This window comes from Paraburkholderia sp. TE9906, assembly GCF_056279605.1.
In genome coordinates this window covers 404,510-430,664 of the sequence record NZ_JBWCCT010000003.1, presented here as the reverse complement: position 1 = coordinate 430,664, position 26,155 = coordinate 404,510, and the positions used below count along the sequence as shown (strand labels likewise).

General features: G+C 63.7%; 28 protein-coding genes, 1 tRNA gene and 1 pseudogene. 18 read left to right on the top strand and 12 right to left on the bottom strand.

Annotation, left to right across the window (positions count from 1 at the left end; translation table 11 throughout):
* Positions 1–329 precede the first annotated feature (329 nt).
* From ssuD to ACZ9H4_RS09720, 4 genes are read left to right on the top strand one after another with little or no spacing between them, the layout of a single operon-like run.
* The gene (gene ssuD / locus ACZ9H4_RS09735) at positions 330–1,490 is read left to right on the top strand and encodes an FMNH2-dependent alkanesulfonate monooxygenase (protein WP_408326051.1); all 1,161 of its coding nucleotides are present in this window, start codon (positions 330–332) and stop codon (positions 1,488–1,490) included.
* A 55-nt stretch (positions 1,491–1,545) separates the two neighbouring features.
* Positions 1,546–2,403, top strand: coding sequence for an aliphatic sulfonate ABC transporter permease SsuC (gene ssuC / locus ACZ9H4_RS09730; protein WP_408157751.1), 858 nt, complete (start codon positions 1,546–1,548; stop codon positions 2,401–2,403).
* On the top strand, positions 2,400–3,422 hold the full coding sequence (locus ACZ9H4_RS09725; RefSeq protein ID WP_476118902.1) for an ATP-binding cassette domain-containing protein: 1,023 nt from the start codon (positions 2,400–2,402) through the stop codon (positions 3,420–3,422). Before ssuC ends, ACZ9H4_RS09725 begins: the two co-directional genes overlap by 4 nt.
* 47 nt (positions 3,423–3,469) lie before the next feature.
* Positions 3,470–3,685: a TOBE domain-containing protein gene (locus ACZ9H4_RS09720; RefSeq protein WP_008922916.1), complete on the top strand. Its 216-nt coding sequence runs from the start codon at positions 3,470–3,472 to the stop codon at positions 3,683–3,685.
* Between the two features lie 26 nt (positions 3,686–3,711).
* Here ACZ9H4_RS09720 and ACZ9H4_RS09715 read toward each other — a convergent pair whose 3' ends face one another.
* Positions 3,712–3,975, bottom strand: coding sequence for a hypothetical protein (locus ACZ9H4_RS09715; protein WP_408143075.1), 264 nt, complete (start codon positions 3,973–3,975; stop codon positions 3,712–3,714).
* Positions 3,976–4,384: 409 nt separating this feature from the next.
* On the opposite strand from ACZ9H4_RS09715, the gene ACZ9H4_RS09710 reads away from it, so the two are divergent.
* Positions 4,385–4,582 carry a hypothetical protein gene (locus ACZ9H4_RS09710; protein WP_408143077.1) on the top strand — a complete coding sequence of 66 codons (198 nt, stop codon included), beginning with the start codon at positions 4,385–4,387 and terminating at the stop codon, positions 4,580–4,582.
* Between the two features lie 134 nt (positions 4,583–4,716).
* Positions 4,717–4,959 carry a DUF6566 family protein gene (locus ACZ9H4_RS09705; RefSeq protein WP_408143079.1) on the top strand — a complete coding sequence of 81 codons (243 nt, stop codon included), beginning with the start codon at positions 4,717–4,719 and terminating at the stop codon, positions 4,957–4,959.
* Between the two features lie 283 nt (positions 4,960–5,242).
* Here ACZ9H4_RS09705 and ACZ9H4_RS09700 read toward each other — a convergent pair whose 3' ends face one another.
* Positions 5,243–5,509 carry a hypothetical protein gene (locus ACZ9H4_RS09700; protein WP_408143081.1) on the bottom strand — a complete coding sequence of 89 codons (267 nt, stop codon included), beginning with the start codon at positions 5,507–5,509 and terminating at the stop codon, positions 5,243–5,245.
* Between the two features lie 398 nt (positions 5,510–5,907).
* Here ACZ9H4_RS09700 and dusA point away from each other — a divergent pair, with 398 nt between their 5' ends.
* Together dusA and ACZ9H4_RS09690 are read left to right on the top strand one after the other, a co-directional pair.
* Positions 5,908–6,909: a tRNA dihydrouridine(20/20a) synthase DusA gene (gene dusA, locus ACZ9H4_RS09695; protein WP_408157746.1), complete on the top strand. Its 1,002-nt coding sequence runs from the start codon at positions 5,908–5,910 to the stop codon at positions 6,907–6,909.
* Between the two features lie 89 nt (positions 6,910–6,998).
* A tRNA-His gene (locus tag ACZ9H4_RS09690) sits at positions 6,999–7,074 on the top strand.
* 120 nt (positions 7,075–7,194) lie between these two features.
* Here the strand turns inward: ACZ9H4_RS09690 and ACZ9H4_RS09685 are convergent.
* Positions 7,195–7,548 carry a hypothetical protein gene (locus ACZ9H4_RS09685; RefSeq protein ID WP_476118898.1) on the bottom strand — a complete coding sequence of 118 codons (354 nt, stop codon included), beginning with the start codon at positions 7,546–7,548 and terminating at the stop codon, positions 7,195–7,197.
* A gap of 352 nt (positions 7,549–7,900) precedes the next feature.
* Between ACZ9H4_RS09685 and ACZ9H4_RS09680 the strand changes: the two genes are divergently transcribed.
* Positions 7,901–9,499, top strand: a complete 1,599-nt coding sequence (locus ACZ9H4_RS09680) for a sulfotransferase family protein (RefSeq protein WP_476118896.1) — start codon at positions 7,901–7,903, stop codon at positions 9,497–9,499.
* Between the two features lie 103 nt (positions 9,500–9,602).
* Here the strand turns inward: ACZ9H4_RS09680 and ACZ9H4_RS09675 are convergent, their stop codons facing one another.
* Together ACZ9H4_RS09675 and ACZ9H4_RS09670 are read right to left on the bottom strand one after the other, a co-directional pair.
* A complete protein-coding gene (locus tag ACZ9H4_RS09675; RefSeq protein WP_476119032.1) occupies positions 9,603–9,848 on the bottom strand; it encodes a hypothetical protein in 246 nt (81 codons plus the stop codon).
* A 217-nt stretch (positions 9,849–10,065) separates the two neighbouring features.
* Positions 10,066–10,278: a DUF3820 family protein gene (locus tag ACZ9H4_RS09670; RefSeq protein WP_042323893.1), complete on the bottom strand. Its 213-nt coding sequence runs from the start codon at positions 10,276–10,278 to the stop codon at positions 10,066–10,068.
* A 141-nt stretch (positions 10,279–10,419) separates the two neighbouring features.
* Here ACZ9H4_RS09670 and ACZ9H4_RS09665 point away from each other — a divergent pair, with 141 nt between their 5' ends.
* Positions 10,420–11,472 (top strand): NADP(H)-dependent aldo-keto reductase, encoded by a 1,053-nt coding sequence (locus ACZ9H4_RS09665; protein ID WP_408326033.1) that lies wholly within the window; start codon positions 10,420–10,422, stop codon positions 11,470–11,472.
* A gap of 555 nt (positions 11,473–12,027) precedes the next feature.
* Entirely contained in the window at positions 12,028–12,450 is a 423-nt protein-coding gene (locus ACZ9H4_RS09660) for a hypothetical protein (protein WP_408143115.1), read from the top strand.
* Positions 12,451–12,577: 127 nt separating this feature from the next.
* Here ACZ9H4_RS09660 and ACZ9H4_RS09655 read toward each other — a convergent pair whose 3' ends face one another.
* Complete coding sequence (locus tag ACZ9H4_RS09655) at positions 12,578–13,405, bottom strand: ABC transporter permease (protein WP_476118893.1); 828 nt, start codon at positions 13,403–13,405, stop codon at positions 12,578–12,580.
* Between the two features lie 48 nt (positions 13,406–13,453).
* Entirely contained in the window at positions 13,454–14,368 is a 915-nt protein-coding gene (gene nodI, locus ACZ9H4_RS09650) for a nodulation factor ABC transporter ATP-binding protein NodI (RefSeq protein ID WP_476118891.1), read from the bottom strand.
* Between the two features lie 276 nt (positions 14,369–14,644).
* On the opposite strand from nodI, the gene ACZ9H4_RS09645 reads away from it, so the two are divergent.
* On the top strand, positions 14,645–15,109 hold the full coding sequence (locus ACZ9H4_RS09645; RefSeq protein WP_408143121.1) for a universal stress protein: 465 nt from the start codon (positions 14,645–14,647) through the stop codon (positions 15,107–15,109).
* Positions 15,110–15,171: 62 nt separating this feature from the next.
* Here the strand turns inward: ACZ9H4_RS09645 and ACZ9H4_RS09640 are convergent, their stop codons facing one another.
* The 3 genes from ACZ9H4_RS09640 to lexA all read right to left on the bottom strand — a co-directional run bounded on the left by ACZ9H4_RS09640 (position 15,172) and on the right by lexA (position 16,999).
* The gene (locus tag ACZ9H4_RS09640) at positions 15,172–15,774 is read right to left on the bottom strand and encodes a DUF2939 domain-containing protein (RefSeq protein ID WP_408143123.1); all 603 of its coding nucleotides are present in this window, start codon (positions 15,772–15,774) and stop codon (positions 15,172–15,174) included.
* Positions 15,775–15,931: 157 nt separating this feature from the next.
* Positions 15,932–16,276, bottom strand: a complete 345-nt coding sequence (locus ACZ9H4_RS09635) for a hypothetical protein (protein WP_476118889.1) — start codon at positions 16,274–16,276, stop codon at positions 15,932–15,934.
* A gap of 72 nt (positions 16,277–16,348) precedes the next feature.
* The gene (gene lexA / locus ACZ9H4_RS09630; protein WP_408143127.1) at positions 16,349–16,999 is read right to left on the bottom strand and encodes a transcriptional repressor LexA; all 651 of its coding nucleotides are present in this window, start codon (positions 16,997–16,999) and stop codon (positions 16,349–16,351) included.
* Positions 17,000–17,308: 309 nt separating this feature from the next.
* Here lexA and ACZ9H4_RS09625 point away from each other — a divergent pair, with 309 nt between their 5' ends.
* From ACZ9H4_RS09625 to ACZ9H4_RS09600, 6 genes are all read left to right on the top strand, one after another.
* Positions 17,309–18,349, top strand: a complete 1,041-nt coding sequence (locus tag ACZ9H4_RS09625; protein WP_408143129.1) for a sulfate ABC transporter substrate-binding protein — start codon at positions 17,309–17,311, stop codon at positions 18,347–18,349.
* Between the two features lie 156 nt (positions 18,350–18,505).
* On the top strand, positions 18,506–19,405 hold the full coding sequence (gene cysT / locus ACZ9H4_RS09620; protein ID WP_476118888.1) for a sulfate ABC transporter permease subunit CysT: 900 nt from the start codon (positions 18,506–18,508) through the stop codon (positions 19,403–19,405).
* Positions 19,402–20,484 carry a sulfate ABC transporter permease subunit CysW gene (gene cysW / locus ACZ9H4_RS09615; protein WP_476118887.1) on the top strand — a complete coding sequence of 361 codons (1,083 nt, stop codon included), beginning with the start codon at positions 19,402–19,404 and terminating at the stop codon, positions 20,482–20,484. The genes cysT and cysW overlap by 4 nt, the downstream gene beginning before the upstream one ends.
* The gene (locus ACZ9H4_RS09610) at positions 20,484–21,542 is read left to right on the top strand and encodes a sulfate/molybdate ABC transporter ATP-binding protein (protein ID WP_168663257.1); all 1,059 of its coding nucleotides are present in this window, start codon (positions 20,484–20,486) and stop codon (positions 21,540–21,542) included. Before cysW ends, ACZ9H4_RS09610 begins: the two co-directional genes overlap by 1 nt.
* 132 nt (positions 21,543–21,674) lie before the next feature.
* Entirely contained in the window at positions 21,675–22,601 is a 927-nt protein-coding gene (locus ACZ9H4_RS09605) for a CysB family HTH-type transcriptional regulator (RefSeq protein ID WP_042323869.1), read from the top strand.
* A 161-nt stretch (positions 22,602–22,762) separates the two neighbouring features.
* Positions 22,763–23,776: an asparaginase gene (locus tag ACZ9H4_RS09600; RefSeq protein WP_408143136.1), complete on the top strand. Its 1,014-nt coding sequence runs from the start codon at positions 22,763–22,765 to the stop codon at positions 23,774–23,776.
* 163 nt (positions 23,777–23,939) lie between these two features.
* Here the strand turns inward: ACZ9H4_RS09600 and lysM are convergent, their stop codons facing one another.
* Positions 23,940–24,428: a peptidoglycan-binding protein LysM gene (gene lysM / locus ACZ9H4_RS09595; protein ID WP_408143138.1), complete on the bottom strand. Its 489-nt coding sequence runs from the start codon at positions 24,426–24,428 to the stop codon at positions 23,940–23,942.
* 755 nt (positions 24,429–25,183) lie between these two features.
* A pseudogene (locus tag ACZ9H4_RS09590) lies at positions 25,184–26,140 on the bottom strand (2-hydroxy-3-oxopropionate reductase); the annotation flags it as partial.
* Positions 26,141–26,155 lie beyond the last annotated feature (15 nt).

Sequence of the window (26,155 nt, the reverse complement as noted above, 5' to 3'; positions counted from 1 at the left end):
AAAAATCGTTCAAAAGCCGCCCCTCGATCCATAGACTGCTTCTTCATGCAGACGGCGTTTAGCGCCGTCGTCCGTTAATCGAGCGCGTCATGCGCACGTCTGGTCGAGGGAAGCCGTCGCGATGTCCTGCCTGATGCCGATCTTCACCCGCTGCATGGTGCAAGCGCGTCGGCGCTGTCGCCCGTAGCCCGCATCACCACGCCCATTTCTCACTCTTTTTCGTCGCATCGCCCGGCCGCGTGCCGCACGGATGCGCGCGGCCGGCGTGTGCGCGGACACTTCCCGCACCGCCCCGTTCAACCTGATTTGGAACAAGCAGGAGCAGCAAAATGAATGTGTTCTGGTTCATTCCGACTCACGGCGACAGCCGCTATCTCGGTACGTCCCAAGGCGCACGCGCAGCGGACTACGACTACTTCCAGCAGGTCGCCGTCGCCGCCGATACGCTCGGCTACGAAGGCGTGCTGCTGCCCACGGGCCGTTCGTGCGAAGACGCCTGGGTCGTCGCGTCGAGTCTGATCGCCGCGACCAAACGCTTGAAGTTCCTGGTGGCGATCCGTCCGGGCCTCTCGTCGCCAGGTCTGGCCGCGCGGATGGCGGCGACCTTCGACCGTCTGTCGAACGGGCGTCTGCTGATCAACGTCGTGACCGGTGGCGATGCTGCCGAACTGGAAGGCGACGGCGTGTTCGTCGATCACGACACGCGCTATGAGATCACCGATGAGTTCCTGCACATCTGGCGCAAGCTGCTCAGCGCGTCGCACACCAAAGACGCGATCGACTTCGAGGGCAAGCATCTGAGTTCGAAACGCGGCAAGGTGTTATATCCGCCGGTGCAGAACCCGCATCCGCCGCTGTGGTTCGGCGGTTCGTCGCCGGCTGCGCACGACATGGCGGCCCAGCACATCGACACCTATCTGACGTGGGGCGAGCCGCCCGAGGCGGTGGCGAAGAAGATCGCCGACATTCGCGCGCGCGCCGCGGCGCATGGTCGTGAGATCAAGTTCGGCATTCGCCTGCACGTGATCGTGCGCGAGACCGAAGAAGAAGCCTGGGCCGCTGCCGACAAGCTGATCAGCAAGCTCGACGACGACACCATCGCACGCGCGCAGGCCTCGTTCTCGAAGATGGACTCCGAGGGGCAGCGCCGCATGGCCGCGCTGCATGGCGGCAAGCGCGGCGGGCGCGCCGAACTCGAGGTTTATCCGAATCTGTGGGCGGGCGTGGGCCTCGTGCGGGGCGGCGCGGGCACAGCGCTGGTCGGCAATCCGGAGCAGGTGGCCGCGCGCATGAAGGAGTACGCCGAGCTCGGCATCGACACTTTCATCCTGTCCGGCTACCCGCATCTCGAAGAGTCGTATCGCTTCGCCGAGCTGGTATTCCCGCTGCTGCCGAACCGGCGCAACAAGGTTTCGAATGGCCCGTTGTCGGGGCCGTTCGGCGAAATCGTCGGCAACAACTATCTGCCGAAGGCGGCGAGCGCGAGCTGAGCGCACGGGTGCCTCCGGCACGGACGAGCTTCGACAAGCAATGAGGAAAGCAATCATGACTCAAGCCACTCTGGGTGCGCCCCGCGGCGATACAAACGCGGACGCGGGGGCGGACGCCAACAGACACACGGGCGCGCTGCGCCGCATCGGCGCACATCTGGCGCCATGGATCGCGCCGCTCGTGATTCTGCTCGCGTGGGAATTCGCCGCGCGCAGCGGCGTGCTGTCGACGCGCGTGCTGCCCGAACCGCTCGCGGTCGTGAAGGCGGCGTGGTCGCTGATCCAGTCCGGCGAAATGTGGGCGGACGTGAAGGTCAGCACGTGGCGCGCGGTGTCGGGATTCGCGATCGGCGGGGGCATCGGTCTCGTGCTCGGACTCGCGACGGGCCTGTTCAAGCCCGCCGAAGTCGCGCTCGATTCGACCGTACAGATGATCCGTAACATCCCATCGCTCGCGATGATCCCGCTCGTGATTCTGTGGTTCGGCATCGAGGAGCAGGCGAAGGTGTTTCTTGTCGCGCTCGGCGTGTTTTTCCCGGTCTACGTGAACACGTTTCACGGCATCCGTTCGGTCGACGCCAACCTGATCGAAATGGCGCGCAGTTACGGCGTGAAGGGCTTCGCGCTATACCGTCATGTGATTTTGCCGGGCGCGTTGCCGTCGATTCTCGTCGGCGTGCGTTTCGCGTTGGGGCTGATGTGGGTCACGCTGATCGTCGCCGAGACCATTTCCGCGCAATCGGGCATCGGCTACATGACGATGAATGCGCGCGAATTCCTGCAAACGGACGTGGTGGTGGTCGGCATTCTGCTGTACGCGGCGCTCGGCAAACTCGCCGACGTGCTCGCGAAGAGCCTGGAGCGCGTGTCGCTGCGCTGGCATCCGGCCTATCAACGAGGAGCGAAAGCATGAACGCAACGACATTGTCGGCGTCGTTCGGCGCAATAGCGGGCAGCGATCTCGAAGCCGAAGTCGCGCAGCCGCGGATCGCCGACCACGACGCGGATCAAGCCGCGGGCTTCGAGCATGCCGACTCGACCCACGGCAAGCCGCGAGTGACGACACGGGGCGACACGCTCAAAGTCGACGGCGCGCTCGCGCGCCACGGCGCACCCGGTGTGTCCCGTTCGTCGTCAGATTACTCGGTGCAGTTGCGCGGCGTGGGCAAGCAGTACGGCGCACGCAAGGTGCTGTCCGATTTCGATCTGTCGATCGAGCGCGGCAGTTTCGTCGCCATTGTCGGCCGCAGCGGTTGCGGTAAGTCAACCTTGCTGCGGCTCGTCGCGGGCCTCGAAAAGACCAGCGCGGGCGTGCTCGAAAAGCGCGCCGAAGACGGCGGGCCGCTCGACACCCGCATCATGTTTCAGGACGCGCGCCTGCTGCCGTGGAAGAGCGTGTTGCAAAACGTGATGCTCGGTCTCGGCCGCAGCGCGCGTGAAGATGCGCGCGCCGTGCTCGCCGAAGTCGGCCTGCTCGAACGCGCCAACGATTGGCCGGCGCAGCTCTCCGGCGGCCAGCGGCAGCGCGTGGCGCTGGCGCGGGCACTCGTGCATCGTCCGCAATTGCTGTTGCTCGATGAGCCGCTCGGCGCGCTCGATGCGCTGACGCGGATCGAAATGCACGCGTTGATCGAACGTCTGTGGCGCGAGCATCGGTTCACTGCGCTGCTCGTCACGCACGACGTGCATGAAGCCGTGGCGCTCGGCGACCGGATTCTGCTGATCGAAGAAGGGCGCATCGCGCTCGATCAGCCGGTCGCGCTCGATCGTCCGCGGGCACGCGCGTCGGCCGGCTTCGCCGCGCTCGAAGACCACGTGTTGCAACGCGTATTAAAGAACGCGCCGAACGACGACGCGCTCTCCGATCGCCCTTACGAGGCGCGTGACGCAGGCCGCCTCACGCGGCCGACAGACGTCCGTTGGGCCGTCTGAGTTTGGCTGGCCACTGCTTTTTAACCGCATCTCTGGAGTCACTCGTTATGAGCATTTCCGCAATCAACGTACGCAATCAGTTCAAAGGCAAGGTCAAGGAAATCATCCGCGGTTCGGTGGTGTCCGAGGTCGATGTGGAGACGCCGTTCGGTATCGTCACCTCGGTGATCACGACGCGCTCGGTCGACGAACTCGAACTGAAGGTCGGTTCGGAAGTGGTCGCGCTGGTGAAGTCGACGGAGGTGTCGATCGCGCGCCTGTAGCCTGGCCTGAGCCTGTAAAGCCGCCGCTATTTCGCGTTCGCGCCGCTGGCGGGCGGCTCGTGCATCATACGGTCGTTGGTCGGCTGGCGCGGACGTTTGATCGGCATGTTGTCCGGATTGCTCGAACCGCCCGAGCCGGAAGCGGCTTCGGGCGGTTTTGCCATCGACGCGCTACTGTCCGGTGGCGCTGTTTTCGCGGCTTGTGCGAGTGCTACGGTGGCGATGCTGCTTGCGGTGCCCGCTACGAGCGTGAGGCCGGCGGCCAGCGTTATCCATCTGTTTCGTTTCATTCGATCCTCCGTTGCGATGCGGGTTGGCCGCCGGTTGTACCCTGGCGCCGATTGTGGCCGTGGACTGGGCGGGGGACGGTGGCGGCGCATGCCTTCCGTTTCGCCCTTCGGCGGCCATCCCTCTGATATGCCGACGTTTGCGCCCGCGCGGCCAGCAATGCTTGCGGGGGAAGCGTTTCCCCGACAAGTTCGCCAGGCGTCGGCGGCTCGCGTAATGAGGGCTTGCCGGTACCTGTATCGCCGAGACCGCTTGCCGGGCTTCGGTCATGAAGGTGAGTAGGCATGCAGCACGCGAGCAAGCTCCATACCTCTGCCCAACGCCTGCCGCGCAACGTCTATGCGCCGACGAGCACCTGCATTGGCCCCCGAAAGTTGCTAGGATGAATTGAACATCCCGACGGAGACGGCCATGTCGAAGTCATTGAGTCCCGAAGCGGTTGAAGCGTTGCGGCGTCTGAACGACGTCGGCGTCGGTCAACCGGCGCCGCAGCTGGCGCAGTCTGTCACCGCGGAATTGCTGGCGGGCGGCCTCGCTGCCGAAGCAGGCAGCGGGGAAGTCCAGATCACCTGTAGCGGACGGCAGTATCTGTCCGGCGATTGCGATTGATCGCCGGACAAGGCAGTCCGGGCGGCACCGCAGGGTGCCGCGGAGTGGTGTGCGCGCTCGTCGGCGGACACCGGTCCGCCGTCGACCTTTCACCAGCGGCACGCAGCACTCATACAGCACTGACGGAGGCGGATATGGAGCCGAAGGGCCTCGACATGGGGGACTACGAGGAGCGTTATCAGGACTACGACATCGAGGTCGCGGTCGAGCAGGTGCTGACGGGCGTCAAGGCGCATTTTCGGGTGCTGCGGGATGCCGCCGTCGTGGTCGATTGGCGGCTCGTGCATATCGACAGCTTGTGGTCGACCGAACGTGCCGCCGCGGAGGCCGGCTTTCACGCGGCGCGTGAATTGATCGATGCGGGCCTGGCAAAGTAGCGCAGGGAGATACCGCAAGCTCGGATGTTCGGCTTGCTGCCGAGCCACGCTTCGTGAAGCGCACGGAGCGCAGTGGACCTGGTGGACGCTCAGGTCATTCCTGTCGCCAGAGGACCATCGATTCGACGAATCATCGGCTCGGGATTGCGGGCGCATGGTTCACGCCCACAGGTGTCGCGCCTCGCGCGCTGCGTAAACGCCACTGGGCGCCGGCATCAGTCCTGCATGCTCGGCGCCCAGCCAGGCTGCTGCCCTCGCGGGCAGCGAATTCGACGGCGACTGCTTAGTGGCCGAAGAACACCGATTGCGGGCCCGAAACCGGCTCACGCGTGCCCGATTGCGACGACACGTTCTTCACGCCGCCGTATGCATTCGCTTCGGTGTTAGCGTGTTCAGCCGCAACGGTTTGCGCGTTCTGACCTTGCTGCGAAGCCGGTGCGCCGACCGACGGACGATAGAACGGTGCCGGGCCGTAGCCGCTGGCAAAGGCGGGAGCAGCGATCGAGGCAGAAGCGGCAACCAGCAGGGCGGCGATGAACTTGGTCTTCATGGTGTGACTCCGATAACGTTTCGACTTCATTTCAGGAAGGCGTCGCAGGCCGGTGAGGTGTAGCTGCAACGTCGATGGAAAGCAGTGTATACCCCTACTATTGAAAATTTGTGCCGATAAACCGAAATTACTATTCCTGATTTCGGAATAATTCGGTTGAGGCACGCGGCATAAGCCTTGGCGGTGATCCGGCCCTGATGACAGGGAGGTTTTGACAGTCAAAGGCCTGGTGGCGGTCAGGTTATTGGGAATAAACGAGACGGCCGCCTTAGCGCGCCAGGTGAGCTCGGGGAATGCAGGGAACATTGGCGTCGCGACGGCCGGATATCAGCCTCGACCAGGCGCTCTCCCGCGTTGCGGTAAAATTAGCGTTTTGATTCACGCCGTTCGGCTGCCCCATGTCTTCACCTCAAACTCCCAGCCCGCGCCGCGTGTCAGTGGCGCCGATGATGGACTGGACCGATCGCCACTGTCGCTCGCTGCATCGCGTCATCTCGCGCCATACATGGCTTTACACGGAGATGGTGACGACCGGTGCGCTGCTGCACGGCGATGTACCGCGTCATCTCGCGTTCACCCCCAACGAAGCGCCGGTTGCGCTGCAACTCGGCGGCAGCGAACCCGACGACCTCGCCCGTTCGGCCAAACTCGGCGAGCAATGGGGTTACGACGAAATCAATCTGAACTGCGGATGCCCGTCGGAGCGCGTGCAACGCGGCGCGTTCGGCGCGTGCCTGATGAACGAGCCGCAACTCGTGGCCGACTGCGTGAAGGCGATGCGCGACGTGGTCTCGGTGCCGGTGACGGTCAAGCACCGTATCGGCGTCGACGCGGTCGAGGAATACGGCTTCGTGCGCGATTTCGTCGGCACGATTGCGGATGCCGGTTGCAACGTCTTCGTCGTGCATGCGCGCAATGCGATCCTGAAGGGCCTGAGCCCGAAGGAAAATCGTGAGATTCCGCCGCTCAAGTACGACTACGCGTATCAGTTGAAGCGCGACTTCCCGGAGTTGGAGATCATCATCAACGGCGGCATCAAGACGCTTGATGAAGTCGAACTGCATCTTCAACACGTCGATGGCGTGATGCTCGGGCGCGAGGCCTATCACAACCCGTATCTGCTCGCCGAGGTCGACGCACGCTTCTATGGTTCGACGCAAACGCCGCTGACGCGCGAGCAGGTCGAAGCGAAGCTGATCGACTATTGCGCCGCCGAAATGGCGCGCGGCACCTATCTCGGCGCGATCACGCGCCATGCGCTCGGTCTTTATCGCGGTGAGGCGGGCGCGCGTGGCTGGCGTCGCGTTCTGTCCGATAGCAAACGGCTGGCCGCGCGCGATCTGAGCATCTTCGACGAGGCAAGACAGCATCTGCGTGAGCCGAACGAAATTTTTGAATAAAGGACTAGGCAAACGGAAATCTTGTTCGTATAATCTCGTTTCTTCATCGACGAGCCAGATTTTTCCGGCAAGTCAAGCAGATGTCAGTGGTGGCTGTAGCTCAGTTGGTAGAGTCCAGGATTGTGATTCCTGTTGTCGTGGGTTCGAGCCCCATCAGCCACCCCAAAGAATTCAAGCGGTAAAGTTTTTGCAAACGGCGTTGTGAGAAATCACAACGCCGTTTTTGTTTTTGGCGGTCGTTCGGCGATTTGGCTTTAGTCGCGCGGTCAACCGTTGCGTCGCGCGTCAATGGCCGTGTCCCCCATGCCCGCCGCCGCCGCCGCGGCTCCATGTGCCACCACCATGCGGTCCGCCATACCCGCCGCCGTGCCAGCCCCCGCCCCCGCCATGCCAGCCCCCACCGCCGTGCCAACCACCGCCCCCATGCCAATGGTCACCGTGATAACAGCACGAGCCGCCCCCCCAGCCTCCCCAAATACCTACCGTGCCATAAGCCGGTACATACGGCGGCCCGTACGCATATCCATAGCCGGGGTAATAGGGCTGCGCGTAACCATAGTCATATCCGGGCGCAACCGCGCATCCGGTGAGACCTGTCGCCAGCGCTAACAGCGCGATCGATGCAACGAGCCTGCTCACGATTTTCTCCTTTGTATAAGCATGAGAAAAATCGCCTGCGATGGAGTTCAGCGGCATTTGTGTCCGCACATTACGACGCGTCGCGAGCGAGCTCGCGTTCGCGACGGACATACGGCGATCGAATCCATGACGATCAGCTATCGCGACAATCTTCCATCACCTTACCAATACGCGCTTCGGTAACAGTTGGTTAACTATTCGCAAAGTAACTGTAGGGGACGCCTGCTAACTTTCCGCTCAGACAATTGCCTTCGAATCCGCATCCCATGCTCGCGTTGAAGCCGAACAAAAAAGAACGACACGCCCATCGCCAGGATCGCCCGACGCGAGACCGGCAAACACCCGGCCGCCGATGAATCACGATCCATCGCCGACTACCGCGTCGGCAAAACGCGCCGAAGGCGCGGCGTGCATCGCGCGTGGCGAACTCGACGCCGCGCTGGCCTGTTTCGAAGCCGCGTGCGCGCTCGATCCATCCGACGCCGTCAACTACGAACGCCTTGCTGCAACGCTGGCCGCGTTGCAGCGCTTTCCCGAAGCCGTCGACCGTTATCGCGACGCGCTCACGCGCAATCCGTCCAACGCGGATTTACATCACGGACTCGGCTGGACGCTCGAGCAGATGCATCGGCTCGAACAGGCGGTGGACGCGTACCGCGAAGCGGTGCGGCTGAACCCGGGCGCTGACGGCTCGAACAACAACATGGGCAACTGTCTGCAGGCGCTCGGCAGGTTCGACGAAGCGCATGATGCGTACCGTCGCGCGATCGACGGCGCGCCGCGCGTGCCGCTCTACTACCGCAACTTCGTGCAGACGAGCCGTCTCGCCGCAGACGATCCCGTGTTCGCATCGCTCGAACAGCTCGCCGGCGACGCCGCTTCGCTGAGCCCGCCCGATCAGGCGGAGCTTCACTTCGCGTACGGCGAGGCATTGTCCGGCGTGGGCCGTCACGACGCGTCGTTCGATCACATCCTGAAGGCCAACGCGTTGCATCGCGCCAGCGTGCGTTTCAACGAAGCCGAAACGCTTGGGCTGTTCGCTCAGTTGCCGCAGATGCAAAGCGCGGACGTGTTCGCGGCGGCGCGAGGTCTCGGCGATCCGTCCGCCGCGCCGATTTTTATCGTCGGCATGCCACGCTCCGGCTCGACCTTGATTGAGCAGATCCTGGCGAGCCATCCACAGGTGGTCGGCGCGGGCGAGCGCACGGAATTCGGCGCAGCGCTGATGCAGTGCCTACGCAGAAACGCCGACGATCCGCTGAGAATCGACATTGCAGCACTGCATGGCGTGGGCGCACGGCAGTTGCGCACGCTCGGCGCCGACTATCTGGAACTCATGCGCCGAGCGCTGCCTGAATGCCAGAGCGATAGGCAGAATGCGGCGCGAGATCGCATGCATGATTCGGTGGACAACGACGCGCAACGTACAGCGCCGCATCCCCTCCGTTTCACTGACAAATATCCGTTCAATTTCATCAACGTCGGGCTGATCCATCTGGCGTTGCCGAACGCGCGCTTCATCCATAGCAGCCGTTCGCCGTTGCAAACCTGTCTGTCGATTTTTTCCCGGCTTTTTCACGACGTGCCATTCGGTTACGATCTCGCCGAACTCGGCCGCTACTATCGTGCCTACGATGCGTTGATGGCGCATTGGCGAAGCGCGCTGCCCGAAGGCGTGATGATCGAGGTCCAGTATGAGCGGCTGGTCGACGATTTCGAAGCGACCGTGCGACGGATGCTCGTGCATTGCGGGCTCGACTGGGACGACCGCTGTCTCGCGTTTCATCAGACGACGCGTCAGGTCACCACGGCGAGCTCGGCCCAGGTGCGGCGTCCGCTTTACCGGACTTCGCTGCGTCGCTGGCAGCCGCGGCGGGCGTTACTCGAACCGCTGTTCGAGGGGCTGGGGCCGGCATTGACGGCGGCTGATGCTTCGGATGAGTTGGCCTGAGTATGAGTATCGGAGTTTCGGCGCACGACATTTGTCGTGACAGTCGTGCCGACGTGCTGGTGCGTACGCTATTGAAAGTGCGAAGCCCGCAACGTCAGGCGCACTACCGCAGCGCGAGCCCCGAATGATGCAGCGCAGGGTACACGCCGATGATGAACGCCGCGTAGATCGCGGCCATCGTCACGCCGGCGGCCGTGCCCCATATGTCGCGCGACGCAGCGCCCCGGCGAAAATGCAAGGGCAGTCCGACGACCAGATAGCCGATCAGATAAAAGACGACGACGGCACGCACGGGCGACAGGTCGTGACCGATAAATTCCAGCAGGGCGGGCAGACTGAATTCGGGCATGGACAGACGGGTAAACAGCATCGGATGCGAAGCGTCGAGCGCGCCATCGGACCATCCGCGACGACGCGATGACTTATGCCGATTTAAGTCCACGCGAGTGCGCGGCGCAAGAAAAAGACTGTATAAATTTGTACCGGCCTATATGGCTTGCACGTTGCCTGCGCCGATACTTTCATTCGGCTTCGCGTTAATCGAACCGGCTTGCATCGCGCGGGTATCAGCGCTTACGCAAGGGCTCCAGCAGCGGCTTCAAACCGTTGTGATCGATCTCCTGCATCAAGGCGAGCAGGCGGCCGATTTCACCCGGCGGAAAGCCCTGGCTCGCGAACCAGTTTAGATAATGGCCCGGCAGGTCCGCAATCACGCGGCCTTTATATTTTCCGTAGGGCATCACGCGCGTGACCAGCAGTTCGAGGTGTTCGGGATTCATCGCAGAAGGATCGACGCCTGGCTGTTGAGTACGAAAAAGCAGGCGATGCCCGCCCGGTTGGCATTCTAGCCTCGATGCAGGCATTGCGCCGGCGTGGTAACGTCAGCGCTTTCCGTTCACCTATTCAACAGGACAAGATAGATGGAACACCGCAGACTCGGCGACTCCGATGTGCAGGTTAGCCTGATCGGTCTCGGCACCATGACGTGGGGCGAGCAGAACACCGAGCAGGAAGCGCATGCGCAGATCGATTACGCGCTCGATCATGGCGTCAACCTGATCGACACCGCCGAAATGTACCCGGTGCCGCCGCGCGCCGAAACGCAGGGCTCGACGGAACGCTACATCGGCACGTGGCTCGCCGGGCATCGCAGCGCGCGCGAGAAAATCGTGCTCGCCACCAAGATCGCCGGACCGGCGCGTCAGCCGCACAATCCGCGCCATATTCGCGGCGAGGGCAATCAGTTCGATCGCAAGAACCTGACCGAAGCGCTCGACGGCAGCCTGAAGCGTCTGCAAACCGACTACGTCGATCTGTATCAACTGCACTGGCCGGATCGCAGCACGATGACGTTCGGTCGTCCCGCTTATCCGTGGGTCGACGACGCGTACACGGTGCCGATCGAAGAAACGCTGTCGGTGCTCGCCGAGTTCGTCAAGGCGGGCAAGGTACGCCACATCGGCGTGTCGAACGAAACGCCGTGGGGTGTCGCGCAGTTCCTGCGCGCGGCCGAAAAGCTCGGCTTGCCGCGCATCGTCAGCATCCAGAATCCGTATAGCCTGCTGAACCGCACGTATGAAGCGGGTCTGTCCGAGTACGCGCATCGCGACAGCATCGGCTTGCTCGCCTATTCGCCGCTCGCGTTCGGCTGGCTGTCGGGCAAGTATGAAGGCGGCGCGCGTCCGGCCGGCGCGCGCATCTCGCTGTTCGAGCGCTTCGCGCGTTACAGCAAGCCGCAAGCGGTTCAGGCGACCACGCGTTACGTGGAACTCGCGAAACGTCATGGCCTGTCGCCCGCGCAGTTCGCGCTCGCGTTCGTCAATAGCCGGCCGTTCGTGACCAGCAATCTGATCGGCGCGACCTCGCTCGATCAGTTGAAGGAAAACATCGCCAGCGCCGAGGTGAAGCTTTCGCCGGAAGTGCTCGCGGAGATCGACGCGCTGCATGAGTTGCAGCCGAACCCGGCGCCTTGATGGGGTCGCCGGGCGTGGGTCGACAAGCCTGGTTCGAAGTGGTTTCGAGCCAGGCATGAACCCGCGTTGCGGATCGCTCCGGCGTGGTCGCCGGAGCGGCCGCGATCTCGTTTGGTTGGCTTCGCCCACACCGCTGCTTAAGGCGCGTGCCAACTTTCCACCGCATAAAACATCCCGCACAAGCCGGTCGCGAACGCGATGCGCGTTTGCATCGATCAGCCGGCTCGTCACGAACGACGCCAACTCCTGCGCTAATCATCGCCACGCCGGTAGAGGTCGCTGACCGGCGGAGCGGTCGCGCGCGCTCACATCTGAAAAGACCGCGTTCGTCAGCTGGCAGGCAAATGTCCCTCCCGGAAACCGATTCACGACCTAAACTGAGGGGGACGGAGGCGACCGGGAAGAACCGGCTGTGGCGCTGCAATACTGCAGCGCACGCCCGAAGGCAGTCCCCTTGAGGGGCACCAGTGGTAGGATTCAGCCCGAAAAATCGAGCGCGGCACGCTATCGACGTGCGCGCCGCGTACAACAGAGCGATAGGACTCAGGACATCGAATGGCGCAACAAAAAACAAACCCAAAACTCGAGCAGGCGCTCACGCGCGGGGATCTGGCAATCCGTCAGGCCAATTCGGCACGGGCGACTGCCTTGCTGCGCGCGCTGGGCAAGATGATCGTCGACGCTTCGGCGACCATCGGAGTGGAAGCGTTCACGCTGATTCCCGACGGCGACAAGATTTACGATCCCGCCGATGGACTGTGGCCGCAGGAACTGCAGGTTTCGCTCGATGGTCCCGTCGAGGAAGCCGATCCCGATGAGGTTCGGACCGTGCGCCTGATTGCCGACGATCCGGCCACGGTGTTCCGGGTCGAATGGCAGCGCGCCGATGGCAAGATCGGACGCCAGGATGGCGGCCCGTTCGCGACGGTGGCGTTCATCTCCGACGTCGACATTCCGTGGACGGACGAAGAGGACTGAGGCGAATCGCGCTTCGGACGCACAGGCCCGCACCGACGCAGCTCAAGTTGCCGCAGGACTGCCGCGCGCCGGTCACCTGCGGCTATCCACGACGTTCGGCGTATTCAACGTATTCGACAAGCGTGGGCTATTTCATCATCCGCCGTCGAAACAGAATCGCCGACACAATAAATCCGCCCACCGCATAAGCCGCCAGCACGGCCAGATGCAGGAGCGCGTTGTCGAGGGGCCGTCCGAGCATCGCCGGGCGCATCAGATCGACCGCATGCGCGAGCGGCAGCACGCTGGTCACCGCTCGCGCGGCCGCGGGCAGTTGCGACGCGGGAAAGAACACGCCGGAGAGCAGCAGCATCGGCGTCAATACCAGCGTCTGGTAAAACATGAAGAAGTCGTACGACGGCGCGAGCGCTGTCACCACCATTGCGATGCTCGCGAACGCGAGGCCGGTCAGCACGATCACCGGCAACGCCAGCAGCATCGACGGGAAATTCGCGTAGCCGAGCGCGCCCGCCACCAGCATGATCGCCGCACCCGACAGCACCGACTTGCTGGCCGCCCAGATCACCTCGCCGAGCACGATGTCACCGAGCGTCAGCGGCGTATGCATGATCGCCTCCCACGTGCGCTGCACGTGCATGCGCGAGAAGCCCGAATACATCGACTCGAAACTCGCCGACATCATCACGCTCGACGCCACGGTGCCCGCTGCCAGAAACGCGATGTACGACACGCCGTCGACGTGTCCGACCATCAGCCCCAGCCCGAAGCCGAGGCCGAACAGGTAGATCATCGGATCGGCGAGATTGCCGAACATCGACGCGAGCGCGAGCTTCTTCCAGACCAGATAGTTGCGGCGCCATACCGAAATCCAGTTGACGGCGTTGGCAGGGAAGGCGGCGAAGGGCTCCTGCTTCGACGGTGTGTCGCCAGGGGGTTCGTAAGTGCGTGCGTCCATTGCGTGTCTCGTGCGGTGTCGTGATGGCTTCGGCGTGCGGCGGTCTCTTCAATCCTGCATCTCGCGGCCCGTGAGCCGCAAAAACACGTCCTCCAGATTCGCCGGCCGATGCAGATAGCGCAGATCGGCGCGCTGCTTGAGCCGCGCATGCACCGGTTGCGCGTCGTTCACGTAGCAGAACAGCGTCTCGCCGCTGATCTCGGTTCGTTCGACGAGCGGCGCCAGTTCATCGCGCAATGCAATCGGATCGGGACCGAAGATCTCGATCACGTCGCAGCCGATCTCGGATGCGATCAGCTCGCTCGGCGCGCCTTCGGCGATCTTGCGGCCTTCTTCGATCACACATAGCCGGTGACAGAGCCGCTCGGCTTCTTCCATGAAGTGGGTGGTCAGCAGGATCGTTTTGCCGCGCGTGAGCAGCGAGCGCAGCCGTTCCCAGATCAGATGGCGCGCCTGCGGATCGAGGCCGGTGGTCGGCTCGTCCATGATCAGCACGTCGGGATCGTTGACGAGCGCGCGTGCTAGCGTCAGACGCCGTTTCATGCCGCCCGACAGCTCGCTCACGCGCGCATCGGCCTTGCTTTCGAGCCGCGCGAATTCGAGCAGCGACGGCACCATCGCGCGGCATTGCGCGGCGCTCAGGCCGAAGTAGTGGCCGAACACCAGCAGGTTCTCGCGCACGGTGAAGTCCGGGTCGAGATTGTCGAATTGCGGCACGACGCCGACGCGCGCCCGTGCGACGCGCGCGCGGCCCGGGATCGGCTCGCCGCACAGACGGATCGCGCCGGCGTCGGGTGCCGCGATGCCGAGCAGCATGCGCAAGGTGGTCGTCTTGCCCGCGCCGTTCGGGCCGAGCAGGCCGAAGCATTCGCCGGCGTTGACATGAAACGACAGTCCATCGACGACGATTTTTTCGCCGTAGCTTTTTTTGACCTGGTGGAATTCAATGGCGGCTTCAGGCATAACTCGATCGAGGCTCCGGGAAACGACGCGAATGGCCGGGAAGGCCGCCTATTCTAGGGCATCGGCAGGTAGACGTTGGCAGGCAGATGGCGATTCGAAGACCGGGTTTTGCACTGCCGCATCCATTTGCCAAACCGCTGTGAAGCCGGCGCAAGCCCGCGCGCACCGGTTTAGGGCGCATGGTCCGCACACTTAGCGTTTTCCATCCCTTGCAACCTGAATTGCGGCGCACCATGATTCATTCAGACCGCGCTTCCCGCGCGAAGGGAGAAAACCATGGCGAGCTACCAAAAAATTCTGCTGTGTTATGACGGCTCGCGCGAAGGGCGCAAGGCGCTGCGTTGCGGCGCTGACCTCGCGTTGGACCTGAAGGCCGAAACGCATCTGCTGTCCGTGGTGGACATGCGCTCAAGCATTGCGCAAAGCGCGGGCCTGCTGACCGATGTGGCGTGCGGCAGCTTCGAAAAAACCGCGCGCGACATCCTGCAGGAAGGGGTGGACTGGCTCACCGAGCGTGGTGTGAGCGCACAAGGGCACTTCGCGTTCGGTCATCCGATCGACGAGATTGCGAACCTCGCCAACGACCTGCATGTCGATCTCGTGGTGGTCGGGCATCGCTGCCGCACCGGCTTGTCGCGATGGTGGATGGGGGCGGGCAACACGCCGCTGCTCGATCGCGTGTCGTGCAGCATTCTGGTGGCGTGTTCTTCCGCGCAGGAGCAGCAGCAAGCTGCGGCTTGATGCGGCTTGCTGCGTAGGGACGCCGCGCATGGGGCGAGTGGCTGGCCGTGACGGCCGGCCGGTCATTCGTTCAGATTGATCGCGGCGAGCTTCCACGTGAACAGACCTTCGCGCCGAAAGACCGCCGAGTAGTGCGCGTTGGCTTCGCCGCGCCGGTAGGTGACGACGAACTCGTTGAGGCCGCGATAGCCTGCCGTGGTTTGCCGCGATGGTGGGGTCGTTGCAGTGGTGGGGGTGTCGGCGGCGGGTGAGGCAGGCGTTTCTGTGGCTGCGGCAGGCGGATGTTCACCAGGATCGCCGTGCGGCGGCATGCCGTTCAACAAGGCCGCGACGCCGTCCGGTGTCGCATAGGAATCCACCAGCGGACCGATCAGCGTCACGCCGATCATCGCGCCGATGGTGGCCATTTTGCTGTCGTTATCCGCGTCCAGTCGGCGCGTCAGCATGCCTGCGATCTGCTCCTTCAGGCTCTCGCGCAACGCGGGAAAATCGACGTATTGATTCACGGTTTGCGCGTCGCGTGCATCTGCCGCGCGTTTGAGATTATTCAGCGCGATATAGGGTGACGCGTAAGCAAACCCGAGTGCCGCAATCACTACGACTACAACCAGCGTGATGAGCAGCGGCCGGGTGGCGGCGCCCTTGGTTCGTGTCGGACCTGTCATCGAATGGAACTCCCGATCAGATTGGATTTAACGTGGACTACGGCCCCGCAAAAACAATCCCATTCTATGCAAATATCCGAACAGCAGGTCTGAAAAGCGAGCACGACAACAGCGATGCGCGAGGCATGGTGCAGCCTCTTGCCTGCACAGGACACGCTCACGACTCGAAGACTGCACCGTGCACATTGGCTTCATCGGCAATGCAACGGTCGATCATGCCGCACACCGCCTCGACCGTGCCCACCATGATCAGCCGCGACGGCCCGTGATAGACGCGCACCGGCGCGCGCCGTGCGGGTTCCGCCGTATTCAACCCCGAGTTCAACGACACACGGGCAAACGCCGGCAATGACGACGGCAGGCTCGCTCCATCAGCGGGCGCGTCGAACAGCGAGGCGCAGTCCTGAGCCGGTGCTTCGATCAATGAGCAAGGCACCAGATTGCGCAAATGGCGCAAACGACCGAACTGGCGAAAGGGCAACAGGCGGGCAAGGCGTTCCATGAGTCTCTCCAGGCGATGCAGCGTTGAGGCAGCGTTGAGGCAGCGTGGGATTAAGCGAACAGGCGCGGTGGTTTAGAACTCGCCAGGGCGGATCAGCCCCACGGCGATACCCTCCAGCGCGAATTCCGCACTGCCGGTTTCAACGAAAATGTTCTCGTAATCGGGGTTCTCCGCGATCAGCTCGAGGCCGTTAGGCCGGCGCTTCAGACGCTTGACCGTGACGTCGTCGCCAAGCCGGGCGATGATGATCTGACCGTCTTTCGCCTCGCTCTTCTTTTGCACCGCGAGCAGGTCGCCGTCGAAGATGCCCGCGTCGCGCATGGACAACCCGCGCACCTTCAACAAGTAGTCGGGCTTGCTCGAGAACAGCGCCGGGTCGCACGCGAAGTGCTGCGAGATATGTTCCTGCGCGAGGATCGGACTGCCCGCGGCCACCCGGCCGATCAGCGGCAGCGACAGCTGCATGATGCTCGCGTGCGGCAGCGTGAACTGATGCGGTGAATCTTCCGGACCCGCCAGCAGGCGAATACCGCGTGACGCGCCGGCGGCGAGTTCGATCACACCCTTGCGAGCGAGCGCGCGCAGATGTTCTTCTGCCGAATTGGCCGAGCTGAAGCCCAGCTCGGCGGCAATTTCCGCGCGGGTGGGCGGAAAACCGGTGCGTTCGATCGCCCGGCGAATCAGATCGAAAACCTGCTGCTGTCGTGCGGTGAGTTTTGTCATGGCCACTGTATGTATGAACAGGTGACTGTATTTTTATACAGTATTCGGCGCAATTCAAGCTTTACTTTAAGTTCGTGACCCTGGGGGCCGTTACGGCGTCGCTCATCGGCGTCAAAACATCCGTTTTCGTGCCGCAACGCCTTATCCAGCTGTCATTACCACTTTTGCGTATTAAAGAATGAAGAAACATTATTTTTAATGATGAAAGCGCTTCGATAGACTGCCTTCCAGTTGGCGCTCATGTGCACGTGACCGCGACACAGAACAAATCACGCTGGTTTCAGCGCACTACACGCGGAGAAAGTTGACATGAATCATCGACACACGGGGCTGGCTCGCAAAACGAAGCAACTCATCGCGGCGCTCGCGTTCGGCGCGGCCGGCGCGCTCGGCGCGATTGCCTCGGCGCACGCGGCCGACACCACGCTGCTGAACGTCTCCTACGACCCGACGCGCGAGCTGTATCAGGACGTCAACCAGGCGTTCGGCAAGGAATGGAAAGCGAAGACCGGCGAGACGATCACCTTCAAGCAGTCGCACGGCGGCTCCGGCGCACAGGCGCGCTCGGTGCTCGACGGCCTGCAGGCGGACGTCGTCACGCTCGCGCTCGCCTACGACATCGACGCGCTCGCCGGCAAGGGTCTGCTCGACAAGGGCTGGCAAAAGCGCCTGCCGGACAACGCGTCGCCGTACACGTCGACGATCGTGTTTCTCGTGCGCAAGGGCAACCCGAAGCACATCAAGGACTGGGACGATCTGATCAAGCCGGGTGTGTCGATCGTCACGCCGAATCCGAAGACCTCGGGCGGCGCGCGCTGGAACTACCTCGCGGCGTGGGCGTACGCGGAACATCAGCCGGGCGGCAATGCGCAGAAAGCGAAGGAATTCGTCGGCAAGCTGTATAAGAACGCCGGCGTGCTGGACTCGGGCGCGCGTGGCGCGACCACCAGCTTCGTGCAGCGCGGCATTGGCGACGTGCTGATCGCGTGGGAAAACGAAGCGTTCCTGTCGCTCAAGGAGTTCGGTCCGGACAAGTTTGAAATCGTCGTGCCGTCGGTGAGCATTCTGGCCGAGCCGCCGGTCGCGGTGGTGGACAAGGTCGTCGACAAGCGCGGCACGCGCAAGCTGGCCGAGGCGTATCTGAACTTCCTGTACAGCGAGGAAGGCCAGGAGATCGCCGCGCGCAACTTCTACCGTCCGCGTTCGAACAAGGTGCCGGCCGACCTGACCGCGAAGTTTCCGAAGCTGAAGCTGTACACGGTGGACGATTCGTTCGGCGGTTGGGCGAACGCGCAGAAGACGCACTTTGCCGACGGCGGCGTGTTCGATTCGATCTACCAGCCTCAATAACGCTGTCGATGCCCTAACCGGCATCGACACACCGGCGCGGCAACGCGCCACTTCCGAGCGCGCCCAGTGGGCGCGCTTTTGGCCAACCGGAATCCGGATCCGGCGGCCGAAGATCGGTGATCAAACCGCCAGCATCAACCTGAACGAGTATCCAGCATGACGACGTTGACCTTCCGAAAGCCGAGCGCATTGCCCGGCTTTGGCCTGACACTCGGCATCACGGTGGCTTATCTGAGCCTCGTGGTGCTGATTCCGCTTGCGGCGACCTTTCTCAAGACCGCGACGCTCGACTGGGAGCAGTTCGTGCGCGCCGTCACGTCGCCGCGGGTGCTCGCGTCGTACCGGCTGACGTTCTTCTCGGCGCTCGGCGGCGCGCTGATCAACGCGGTGTTCGGCTTCCTGGTCGCGTGGGTGCTGGTGCGCTACACGTTCCCGTTCAAGCGCATCGTCGATGCGGTGGTCGATCTGCCGTTCGCGCTGCCCACGTCGGTCGCGGGCATTTCGCTCGCGGCGGTGTACTCGGGCAACGGCTGGATCGGGCAGTTTCTCGAACCGCTCGGCATCAAGATCGCGTTCACGCCGGCGGGCGTGCTGGTCGCGCTGACCTTCATCGGCTTGCCGTTCGTCGTGCGCACGGTGCAGCCGGTGCTCGAAGAGTTCGAGCGCGAACAGGAAGAGGCTGCCGCGTGCCTCGGCGCGACGCGCTGGCTGACGTTTCGCCGGGTCGTGCTGCCGGCGGTGTTCCCGGCGCTGCTGACGGGCTTCGCGCTCGCGTTCGCACGTGCGCTCGGCGAGTACGGCTCGGTGATCTTCATCGCCGGCAACGTGCCGATGAAATCGGAAATCACCTCGCTCCTGATCATCACCAAGCTCGAGCAATACGACTACGCCGGCGCGACCGCGCTGGCGGTGGTGATGCTGGTGGTGTCGTTCCTCATGCTGTTGTTCATCAATACCGTGCAGTGGTACTTGCAGCGCCGCACGAGCCGCGGCAGCGCGGGCCCGGCGCCTGGCACAGCAACGAGTGTGGCGGCGATCGGTGGGGGTGTGCAATGAGCCGCCGTCCCGGGCATGACGTGAACCGCGCGGAGCAGACCGCGACGGCGGCCGCCGCGGCCGTGGCCCCGCGTGCGCCGCTGAACGTCGCGCGCCGGCCCGATCCGGTGACCGAGCGGCCGGTGGTGCGCTGGCTGCTGACCGGCATCGCGCTGCTGTTTCTTGCGCTGTTCCTGGTCGTGCCGCTGGTGGCCGTGTTCTATCAGGCGTTGAACAAGGGCCTCGCGTTCTATTTCGAAGCCCTCGCCGATCCGGATGCGCTCGCGGCCATCAAGCTGACCGTGATTACCGCCGCGATCGCGGTGCCGTTGAATCTCGTGTTCGGTCTGGTGGCCTCGTGGTGTATCGCGAAGTTCGAGTTCCGCGGCAAGGCGCTGCTGACCACGCTGATCGATCTGCCGTTCTCGGTGTCGCCGGTGATTTCGGGTTTGATCTACGTGCTGATGTTCGGCGCGCAGGGCTGGTTCGGTCCGTGGCTACAGGCGCATGACGTGCAGATCATCTTCGCGGTGCCCGGCATCGTGATGGCGACGATCTTCGTCACGTTCCCGTTCGTCGCGCGCGAGCTGATCCCGCTGATGCAGGCGCAAGGCAATGACGAAGAGGAAGCCGCGCACGTGCTGGGCGCCTCGGGCTGGCAGATCTTCCGCCGCGTCACGCTGCCGAACATCAAGTGGGGTCTGCTGTATGGCGTGATTCTGTGCAATGCGCGGGCGATGGGCGAGTTCGGCGCGGTCTCGGTGGTGTCGGGCCACATTCGCGGCCAGACCGACACAATGCCGCTGCACGTCGAGATTCTCTACAACGAATACAACTTCTCGGCGGCGTTCGCCGTGGCGTCGGTGCTGGCCCTGCTCGCACTCGTGACGCTGGGGCTCAAGCTGCTCGCCGAGCGCCATATGTCGGCGGAACTGTCGGCCGCGCGCGATGTGCCCGCCTATGCGGGGCCGCCCACGCAGTCCACCGCCGCGGCATCGGGATCGCATGCCGCGCCGCGTTCCGTTTCGTCTTCTTTCCAGCAGTCCGTCAATACGACGCATGCATCGCAGCAACACCCGCTCAAGCAAGGAGAGCTGTAATGGGTATCACTGTTCGTAACCTGCAAAAGCGCTTCGGCGATTTCGTCGCGCTCGACAACGTCTCGCTCGATTTTCCGCCGGGCGAACTGGTTGCGCTGCTCGGGCCGTCGGGTTGTGGCAAGACCACGTTGCTGCGCGTGATCGCCGGACTCGAATACGCGGACGGCGGCCAGGTCGTGCTGCAAGGGCAGGACGTCGCGACGGTCGGCGCGCGCGAGCGTGAAGTGGGTTTCGTGTTCCAGCATTACGCGCTGTTTCGCCATATGACGGTATTCGAGAACGTGGCGTTCGGCCTGCGCGTGAAGCCGCGCAAGGAGCGGCCGTCGGAAGCGGTGATCCGCGAGAAAGTGCATGAACTGCTGAAGCTCGTGCAGCTCGACTGGCTTGCGCAACGCTATCCGTCGGAACTGTCGGGCGGTCAGCGGCAACGGATCGCATTGGCGCGCGCGCTGGCGGTCGAACCGAAAGTGCTGCTGCTCGACGAGCCGTTCGGCGCGCTCGACGCGAAGGTGCGCAAGGAGCTGCGTAGCTGGCTGCGGCGCCTGCACGACGATCTGCATATCTCGACGATCTTCGTGACGCACGATCAGGAAGAAGCACTCGAAGTGGCCGACCGCATCGTCGTGCTCAACCGCGGTCATGTGGAGCAGGTCGGCAGTCCGCAGGACGTGTACGACCATCCGCAGACCTCGTTCGTCTACGAGTTTCTCGGCGCGGCGAACCGTCTGCACGGCAAGGTCGACGCGAGCGGCTTCGTGGTCGACGGCGCCGCGCTGCCGGTCGCGATCACCGCTGGTTTCAGCGGTCCGGCTTTCGCCTACGTGCGGCCGCACGATCTGCAGTTGTATCCGCAGGCAGCGGGTCATCGTGAAGGCATCGTCGTCGACGTGCGGCGCGTGGTGACGCTGGGCGGCTCGGTGCGCGTCGAACTCGCGGGCCGTGAAGGCAATCTGCTCGAAGCCGAACTCGATCGCGAATCGTGGCGTGATCTGCAACTGGCGGTCGGCGACGGGGTGACGGCGGTGCCGCGCGCACTGCGCGTTTTTCCGGCGCAGTGAGGCAGGCGCGCAGCGACAGACCGCGCGCATCACACGGCAACACACCGGGAGACGAAAGCGGATAGCGCTGCGTCGACCGGTGTTTCGATAGAACTCGAATAACTCCACTCTGGCTGAACCGGAGACATACAGATGAATTTCCAGCAATTGCGCTTCGTGCGCGAGGCCGTGCGTCAGAACATGAATCTGACGGAAGTGGCGAACGTGCTTTACACGTCGCAGTCGGGCGTATCGAAACAGATCAAGGATCTGGAGGACGAACTCGGCGTCGATATTTTCATCCGGCGCGGCAAGCGCCTGACGGGCCTGACCGAGCCGGGCAAGGCGGTGCATCAGCTGATCGAGCGGATGCTGCTCGATGCGGAGAATCTGCGCCGCGTCGCGCGCCAGTTCGCCGATCAGGACAGCGGCCATCTCGTCGTGGCGACCACGCACACGCAGGCGCGTTACGCTCTGCCCAAGGTGATTCGCCAGTTCACCGAAGTATTTCCGAAGGTGCATCTGGCGCTGCGCCAGGGCAGTCCGCAGCAGATCGCGCAGATGATCATCAACGGCGAAGCGGATATCGGCATTTCGACCGAAGCGCTCGATCGCTTCCCGGATATCGTCACGTTCCCGTGCTATTCGTGGCATCACGTCGTGGTGGTGCCGAAGGATCACCCGTTGGTGGGGCGGCCGAATCTGACGCTCGACGAGATCGCCGAATTCCCGATCGTCACGTACGACCAGGACTTCACGGGCCGCTCGCACATCGACCAGGCGTTCGCGAAAGCGGGGGCGTTGCCCGACGTCGTGCTGACCGCGATCGACGCCGACGTGATCAAGACCTACGTCGAACTCGGCATGGGCATCGGCGTGGTCGCGGCCATGGCCTACGATCCGAAGCGCGACACCGAACTGGTCGCGCTCGATACGCAGCATCTGTTCGAAGCGAGCACGACGCGCGTCGGTCTGCGCAAGGGCGCGTTCCTGCGCGCCTACGCTTACCGGTTGATCGAGATGTTCGCGCCGCAGCTGAACGAAGCGGACATCGCCGCGCAGTTGCGCGAGGCGGTTTGAGGAAGGCGCCGGGCCGTCGAGCTCCGGCGTGGGTATGGCGCGTGACGCGATGCGCGCCTGTCACTCGTAGCGCGGCGCGAACTGCGGGCCCGGCCCGAAACGAACGGGCATCCGCTTAATCCCGCGTGGCGGCGCGCGACGCATCGCTTACAATCGCCGCCATGAATACTTTGACATCCTCTTGCGCGCTGCCGCGCATCGCCGTGCTGGCGACCGGCGGCACGATCGCCGGCGCGGCCGCGGACGCGACCAATACGTCCGGCTACCAGGCGGGCGTCGTCGGCGTCGATCAATTGCTGGCCGTCGTACCCGCCCTGTCGACGGTGGCGCGGATCGCGCCCGAACAGATTGCCAGCGTCGACAGCAAAGACATGGCGATGTCGCTCTGGACCACGCTCGCGCAACGCATCAATACGCTGCTCGCCACCGACGACGTCGATGGTGTAGTGGTCACGCACGGCACCGACACGCTCGAAGAAACTGCGTATCTGCTGCATCTGACCATCAAATCCGACAAGCCGGTGGTGCTCACCGCGGCGATGCGCCCGGCCTCCGCGCTGTCCGCCGATGGTCCGCTGAATCTGCTGAACGCAGTGACCGTCGCCGCGCATGCAGACTCGCGCGGGCAGGGCGTGCTGGTCGCGTTCAACAACCGCATTCACAGCGCACGCGACGTGGTCAAGACGAGCACGTACGCGGTCGACGCATTCCAGTCGCCGGAGATCGGCGCGCTCGGCTGGGTGCAGGACGGCCGCGTGGAATTCCAGCGCGCCGTGGTGCGCGCGCATACGCTCGCCACCGGGTTCGTGATCGGTTCGAAGTGGCCGCATGTGGAGATCGTCACGAGCTACGCGGGCGTGTCGCGGATCGCCGTCGATGCGCTGGTGGCCGCCGGGGTGCGCGGGATCGTCGTCGCGGGCACGGGCAATGGCTCGATTCACCAGTCGATGCTGCAGGCGCTCGCCGATGCCGTGTCGCAAGGCGTGGCGATCGTGCGTGCGTCGCGCGTGGGTTCGGGACACGTGATGCACAACGGCGCCGCCGCCGACGATGCGCTCGGTTTCATCAGCGCGGGTTCGCTGAATCCGTACAAGGCGCGGGTGTTGCTGATGCTGGCACTGGCCGCGGGCGGCACGGGGCCGGTCGCATTGCAGAAGGTGTTCGACACGTACTGACGATGCGGAGCTAGCTCTGCTGACCGGCGGCTCGCGCCGGTCCTGCATATCGTGAACGCCCAATGAAAAACGCGGCGCTCGGGTCGATGACCCAAGCGCCGCGTTGTCGTTTTCCGCGTGCGTTTTTTACGCCGATACGGAAGGGCGTGTCACGCCGGCCTTATCACTGCGGCGGAATCACCAGCACCTGACCCGGATAGATCTTGTCCGGGCTCTTCAGCATCGGTGTGTTCGCCTGGAAGATCACATCGTTCTTCGCGCCGCTGCCGTAGTACTTCTCTGCGATCTTCCACAGATTGTCGCCGGACACGACCGTATGGAACTGCGTCGGCGCGGCGGCGGGCGTGGTGACGGTCAGTTGATCGTCGACCTTGTCGACGTTCTGCACGTTGCCCGCGGCGACGAGGATCTTGTCCTTGGTCGGCTGATCCGCCGCTTCACCGGCGACTGTGACGGTATGGTTCGTGCCGTCGTACGTGACCTGAAGATTGGTGGCGTCGAGGCCCTGGCTGCGGATATACGTGGCGATCGCGTCGCCCGCGGTTTTATTCAGGGCGGCCAGATCGGGCGCGGCGGGTGCGGCTTGCGCAGGCGTGGAGGCGGCACCGAACAGCTTTTCGCCGGCTTCCTTGATGAAACTGAGAATACCCATTGATCACTCTCCTGACGTGGTGGCGCAAAAAACAATTTACGCACGGGTTAGGCACTGGTTGAGAAATCAGGCAAACGCTAAGGACGACACGCGCTGCGACAGGCAGGGCGCCGTGCCCAGGCGCCATCACCAGAAACAATTCAGGGCGCGTGGTGTCCGTCACGCGTGCAGCCGGACTCAACGAGTGTAGGAGAAAAGCGCGCGATGATGTGTCAAAAAAGGTTCGGGGGAAGGCGGGGAGTTGCAAGCAAATGCAAACGGACGTGCAAGCGGGCGCGAGCCGTGATTGCCATTGCCGCGCGTGATTGGCGCAGCGACTCGCGCGTGGCGGAAAAAGCATGATGATGAATCCGACAGCCGGACACCCGACGACGACGTCTGACCGACCAAGGCTTCCCCGGCATCGCCGGGCGCCGCTGCGGACCCCACTTGCCGCTCTCAGCCCAGAGCGGCACGATTTGCCCGCCGCGCCGCGCATGCTGAGCGACGAACGGGCGCCCCACCTGTGATTGCCGTGATCTCGACGATGCGCGGATCATGGCAATCGGTATGACGGTTTGATGGTTTTTTTTTGCGTATGCGCCGCCTGTCACGCTGACGACGCTGGCGGCGTGCCTCCCCGATTGGCCTGCCGCTTCATTGCATGACCGGTTGCACTGCGCTGCTGTGCGTCGGTACGGCTCTCATGCAGCAGCGGCACATGCAACATAGCCCCTCTGCAAAAGGCGCTGTCACGCGCCTCCCAGCGAACCGCCTCAAGCCGCCTTGGCTTCGCTGCCCGGCGCCTGTGCGACTTCGTAGTTCGCCATGATTTCCAGCGCGCGCACCATCGCCGAGTGATCCCAGGCCTTGCCGCCGTTCGCTGCGCACACGCTGAACAACTGCTGCGCGCTCGCGGTGTGCGGCAGCGCGATGCCGAGCTTGCGTGCGCCGTCGAGTGCGAGGTTCAGATCCTTCTGATGCAGCTCGATACGGAAACCCGGATCGAACGTGCGTTTGGTCATGCGCTCGCCATGCACTTCCAGAATCCGCGACGACGCGAAGCCGCCCATCAGCGCCTTGCGCACCCGTTCCGGATCGGCGCCCGAACGCGACGCGAACAGCAGCGCTTCGGCCACCGCCTCGATGTTCAGCGCGACGATGATCTGGTTCGCCACCTTGCAGGTCTGACCCGCGCCGTTTTCGCCAATCAGCGAGATGTTCTTGCCCATCAGTTCGAACAGCGGCTTTGCCTGCGCGAAGGCTTTTTCCGGGCCGCCCACCATGATCGTCAGCGTTGCTTCGCGTGCGCCGACTTCGCCGCCCGACACCGGCGCGTCGAGATAGTCGACGCCCAGCGCGTTGATCTTTTTCGCAAAGGCTTGCGTGTCGAGCGGGGAGATCGAACTCATGTCGATCACGAGCTTGCCCTTCGTGAGACCGGCGGCGACGCCGTCGTCGGCGAACAGCACGTTGGCGACGTCAGGCGTGTCCGGCACCATGATGATGACGATGTCGGCGGCCTGCGCGACGGCGGTCGAATTCGCGACCACGCTGGTCGTCCTCGCGAGGTCCTCCGGCACGGGATAGGCGCCGTTCACGAACAGCGAGTGACCGCCCTTGATGAGGTTGCGCGCCATGTGCGCGCCCATGATGCCGAGGCCGATGAAACCGATCTTTGCCATGTGTCTGAATCTCCAGGGTTGTTTGATGTGCTGGCGGCACTTCTTTCGGTGCGTGACGCGTGA

Coding starts and splice junctions, on each gene's coding strand:
- ssuD (WP_408326051.1), top strand. CDS start 330: ATGAATGTGTTCTGGTTCATTCCGACTCACGGCGACAGCCGCTATCTC.
- ssuC (WP_408157751.1), top strand. CDS start 1,546: ATGACTCAAGCCACTCTGGGTGCGCCCCGCGGCGATACAAACGCGGAC.
- ACZ9H4_RS09725 (WP_476118902.1), top strand. CDS start 2,400: ATGAACGCAACGACATTGTCGGCGTCGTTCGGCGCAATAGCGGGCAGC.
- ACZ9H4_RS09720 (WP_008922916.1), top strand. CDS start 3,470: ATGAGCATTTCCGCAATCAACGTACGCAATCAGTTCAAAGGCAAGGTC.
- ACZ9H4_RS09715 (WP_408143075.1), bottom strand. CDS start 3,975: ATGAAACGAAACAGATGGATAACGCTGGCCGCCGGCCTCACGCTCGTA.
- ACZ9H4_RS09710 (WP_408143077.1), top strand. CDS start 4,385: ATGTCGAAGTCATTGAGTCCCGAAGCGGTTGAAGCGTTGCGGCGTCTG.
- ACZ9H4_RS09705 (WP_408143079.1), top strand. CDS start 4,717: ATGGAGCCGAAGGGCCTCGACATGGGGGACTACGAGGAGCGTTATCAG.
- ACZ9H4_RS09700 (WP_408143081.1), bottom strand. CDS start 5,509: ATGAAGACCAAGTTCATCGCCGCCCTGCTGGTTGCCGCTTCTGCCTCG.
- dusA (WP_408157746.1), top strand. CDS start 5,908: ATGTCTTCACCTCAAACTCCCAGCCCGCGCCGCGTGTCAGTGGCGCCG.
- ACZ9H4_RS09680 (WP_476118896.1), top strand. CDS start 7,901: ATGAATCACGATCCATCGCCGACTACCGCGTCGGCAAAACGCGCCGAA.
- ACZ9H4_RS09675 (WP_476119032.1), bottom strand. CDS start 9,848: ATGCCCGAATTCAGTCTGCCCGCCCTGCTGGAATTTATCGGTCACGAC.
- ACZ9H4_RS09670 (WP_042323893.1), bottom strand. CDS start 10,278: ATGAATCCCGAACACCTCGAACTGCTGGTCACGCGCGTGATGCCCTAC.
- ACZ9H4_RS09665 (WP_408326033.1), top strand. CDS start 10,420: ATGGAACACCGCAGACTCGGCGACTCCGATGTGCAGGTTAGCCTGATC.
- ACZ9H4_RS09660 (WP_408143115.1), top strand. CDS start 12,028: ATGGCGCAACAAAAAACAAACCCAAAACTCGAGCAGGCGCTCACGCGC.
- ACZ9H4_RS09655 (WP_476118893.1), bottom strand. CDS start 13,405: ATGGACGCACGCACTTACGAACCCCCTGGCGACACACCGTCGAAGCAG.
- nodI (WP_476118891.1), bottom strand. CDS start 14,368: ATGCCTGAAGCCGCCATTGAATTCCACCAGGTCAAAAAAAGCTACGGC.
- ACZ9H4_RS09645 (WP_408143121.1), top strand. CDS start 14,645: ATGGCGAGCTACCAAAAAATTCTGCTGTGTTATGACGGCTCGCGCGAA.
- ACZ9H4_RS09640 (WP_408143123.1), bottom strand. CDS start 15,774: ATGACAGGTCCGACACGAACCAAGGGCGCCGCCACCCGGCCGCTGCTC.
- ACZ9H4_RS09635 (WP_476118889.1), bottom strand. CDS start 16,276: ATGGAACGCCTTGCCCGCCTGTTGCCCTTTCGCCAGTTCGGTCGTTTG.
- lexA (WP_408143127.1), bottom strand. CDS start 16,999: ATGACAAAACTCACCGCACGACAGCAGCAGGTTTTCGATCTGATTCGC.
- ACZ9H4_RS09625 (WP_408143129.1), top strand. CDS start 17,309: ATGAATCATCGACACACGGGGCTGGCTCGCAAAACGAAGCAACTCATC.
- cysT (WP_476118888.1), top strand. CDS start 18,506: ATGACGACGTTGACCTTCCGAAAGCCGAGCGCATTGCCCGGCTTTGGC.
- cysW (WP_476118887.1), top strand. CDS start 19,402: ATGAGCCGCCGTCCCGGGCATGACGTGAACCGCGCGGAGCAGACCGCG.
- ACZ9H4_RS09610 (WP_168663257.1), top strand. CDS start 20,484: ATGGGTATCACTGTTCGTAACCTGCAAAAGCGCTTCGGCGATTTCGTC.
- ACZ9H4_RS09605 (WP_042323869.1), top strand. CDS start 21,675: ATGAATTTCCAGCAATTGCGCTTCGTGCGCGAGGCCGTGCGTCAGAAC.
- ACZ9H4_RS09600 (WP_408143136.1), top strand. CDS start 22,763: ATGAATACTTTGACATCCTCTTGCGCGCTGCCGCGCATCGCCGTGCTG.
- lysM (WP_408143138.1), bottom strand. CDS start 24,428: ATGGGTATTCTCAGTTTCATCAAGGAAGCCGGCGAAAAGCTGTTCGGT.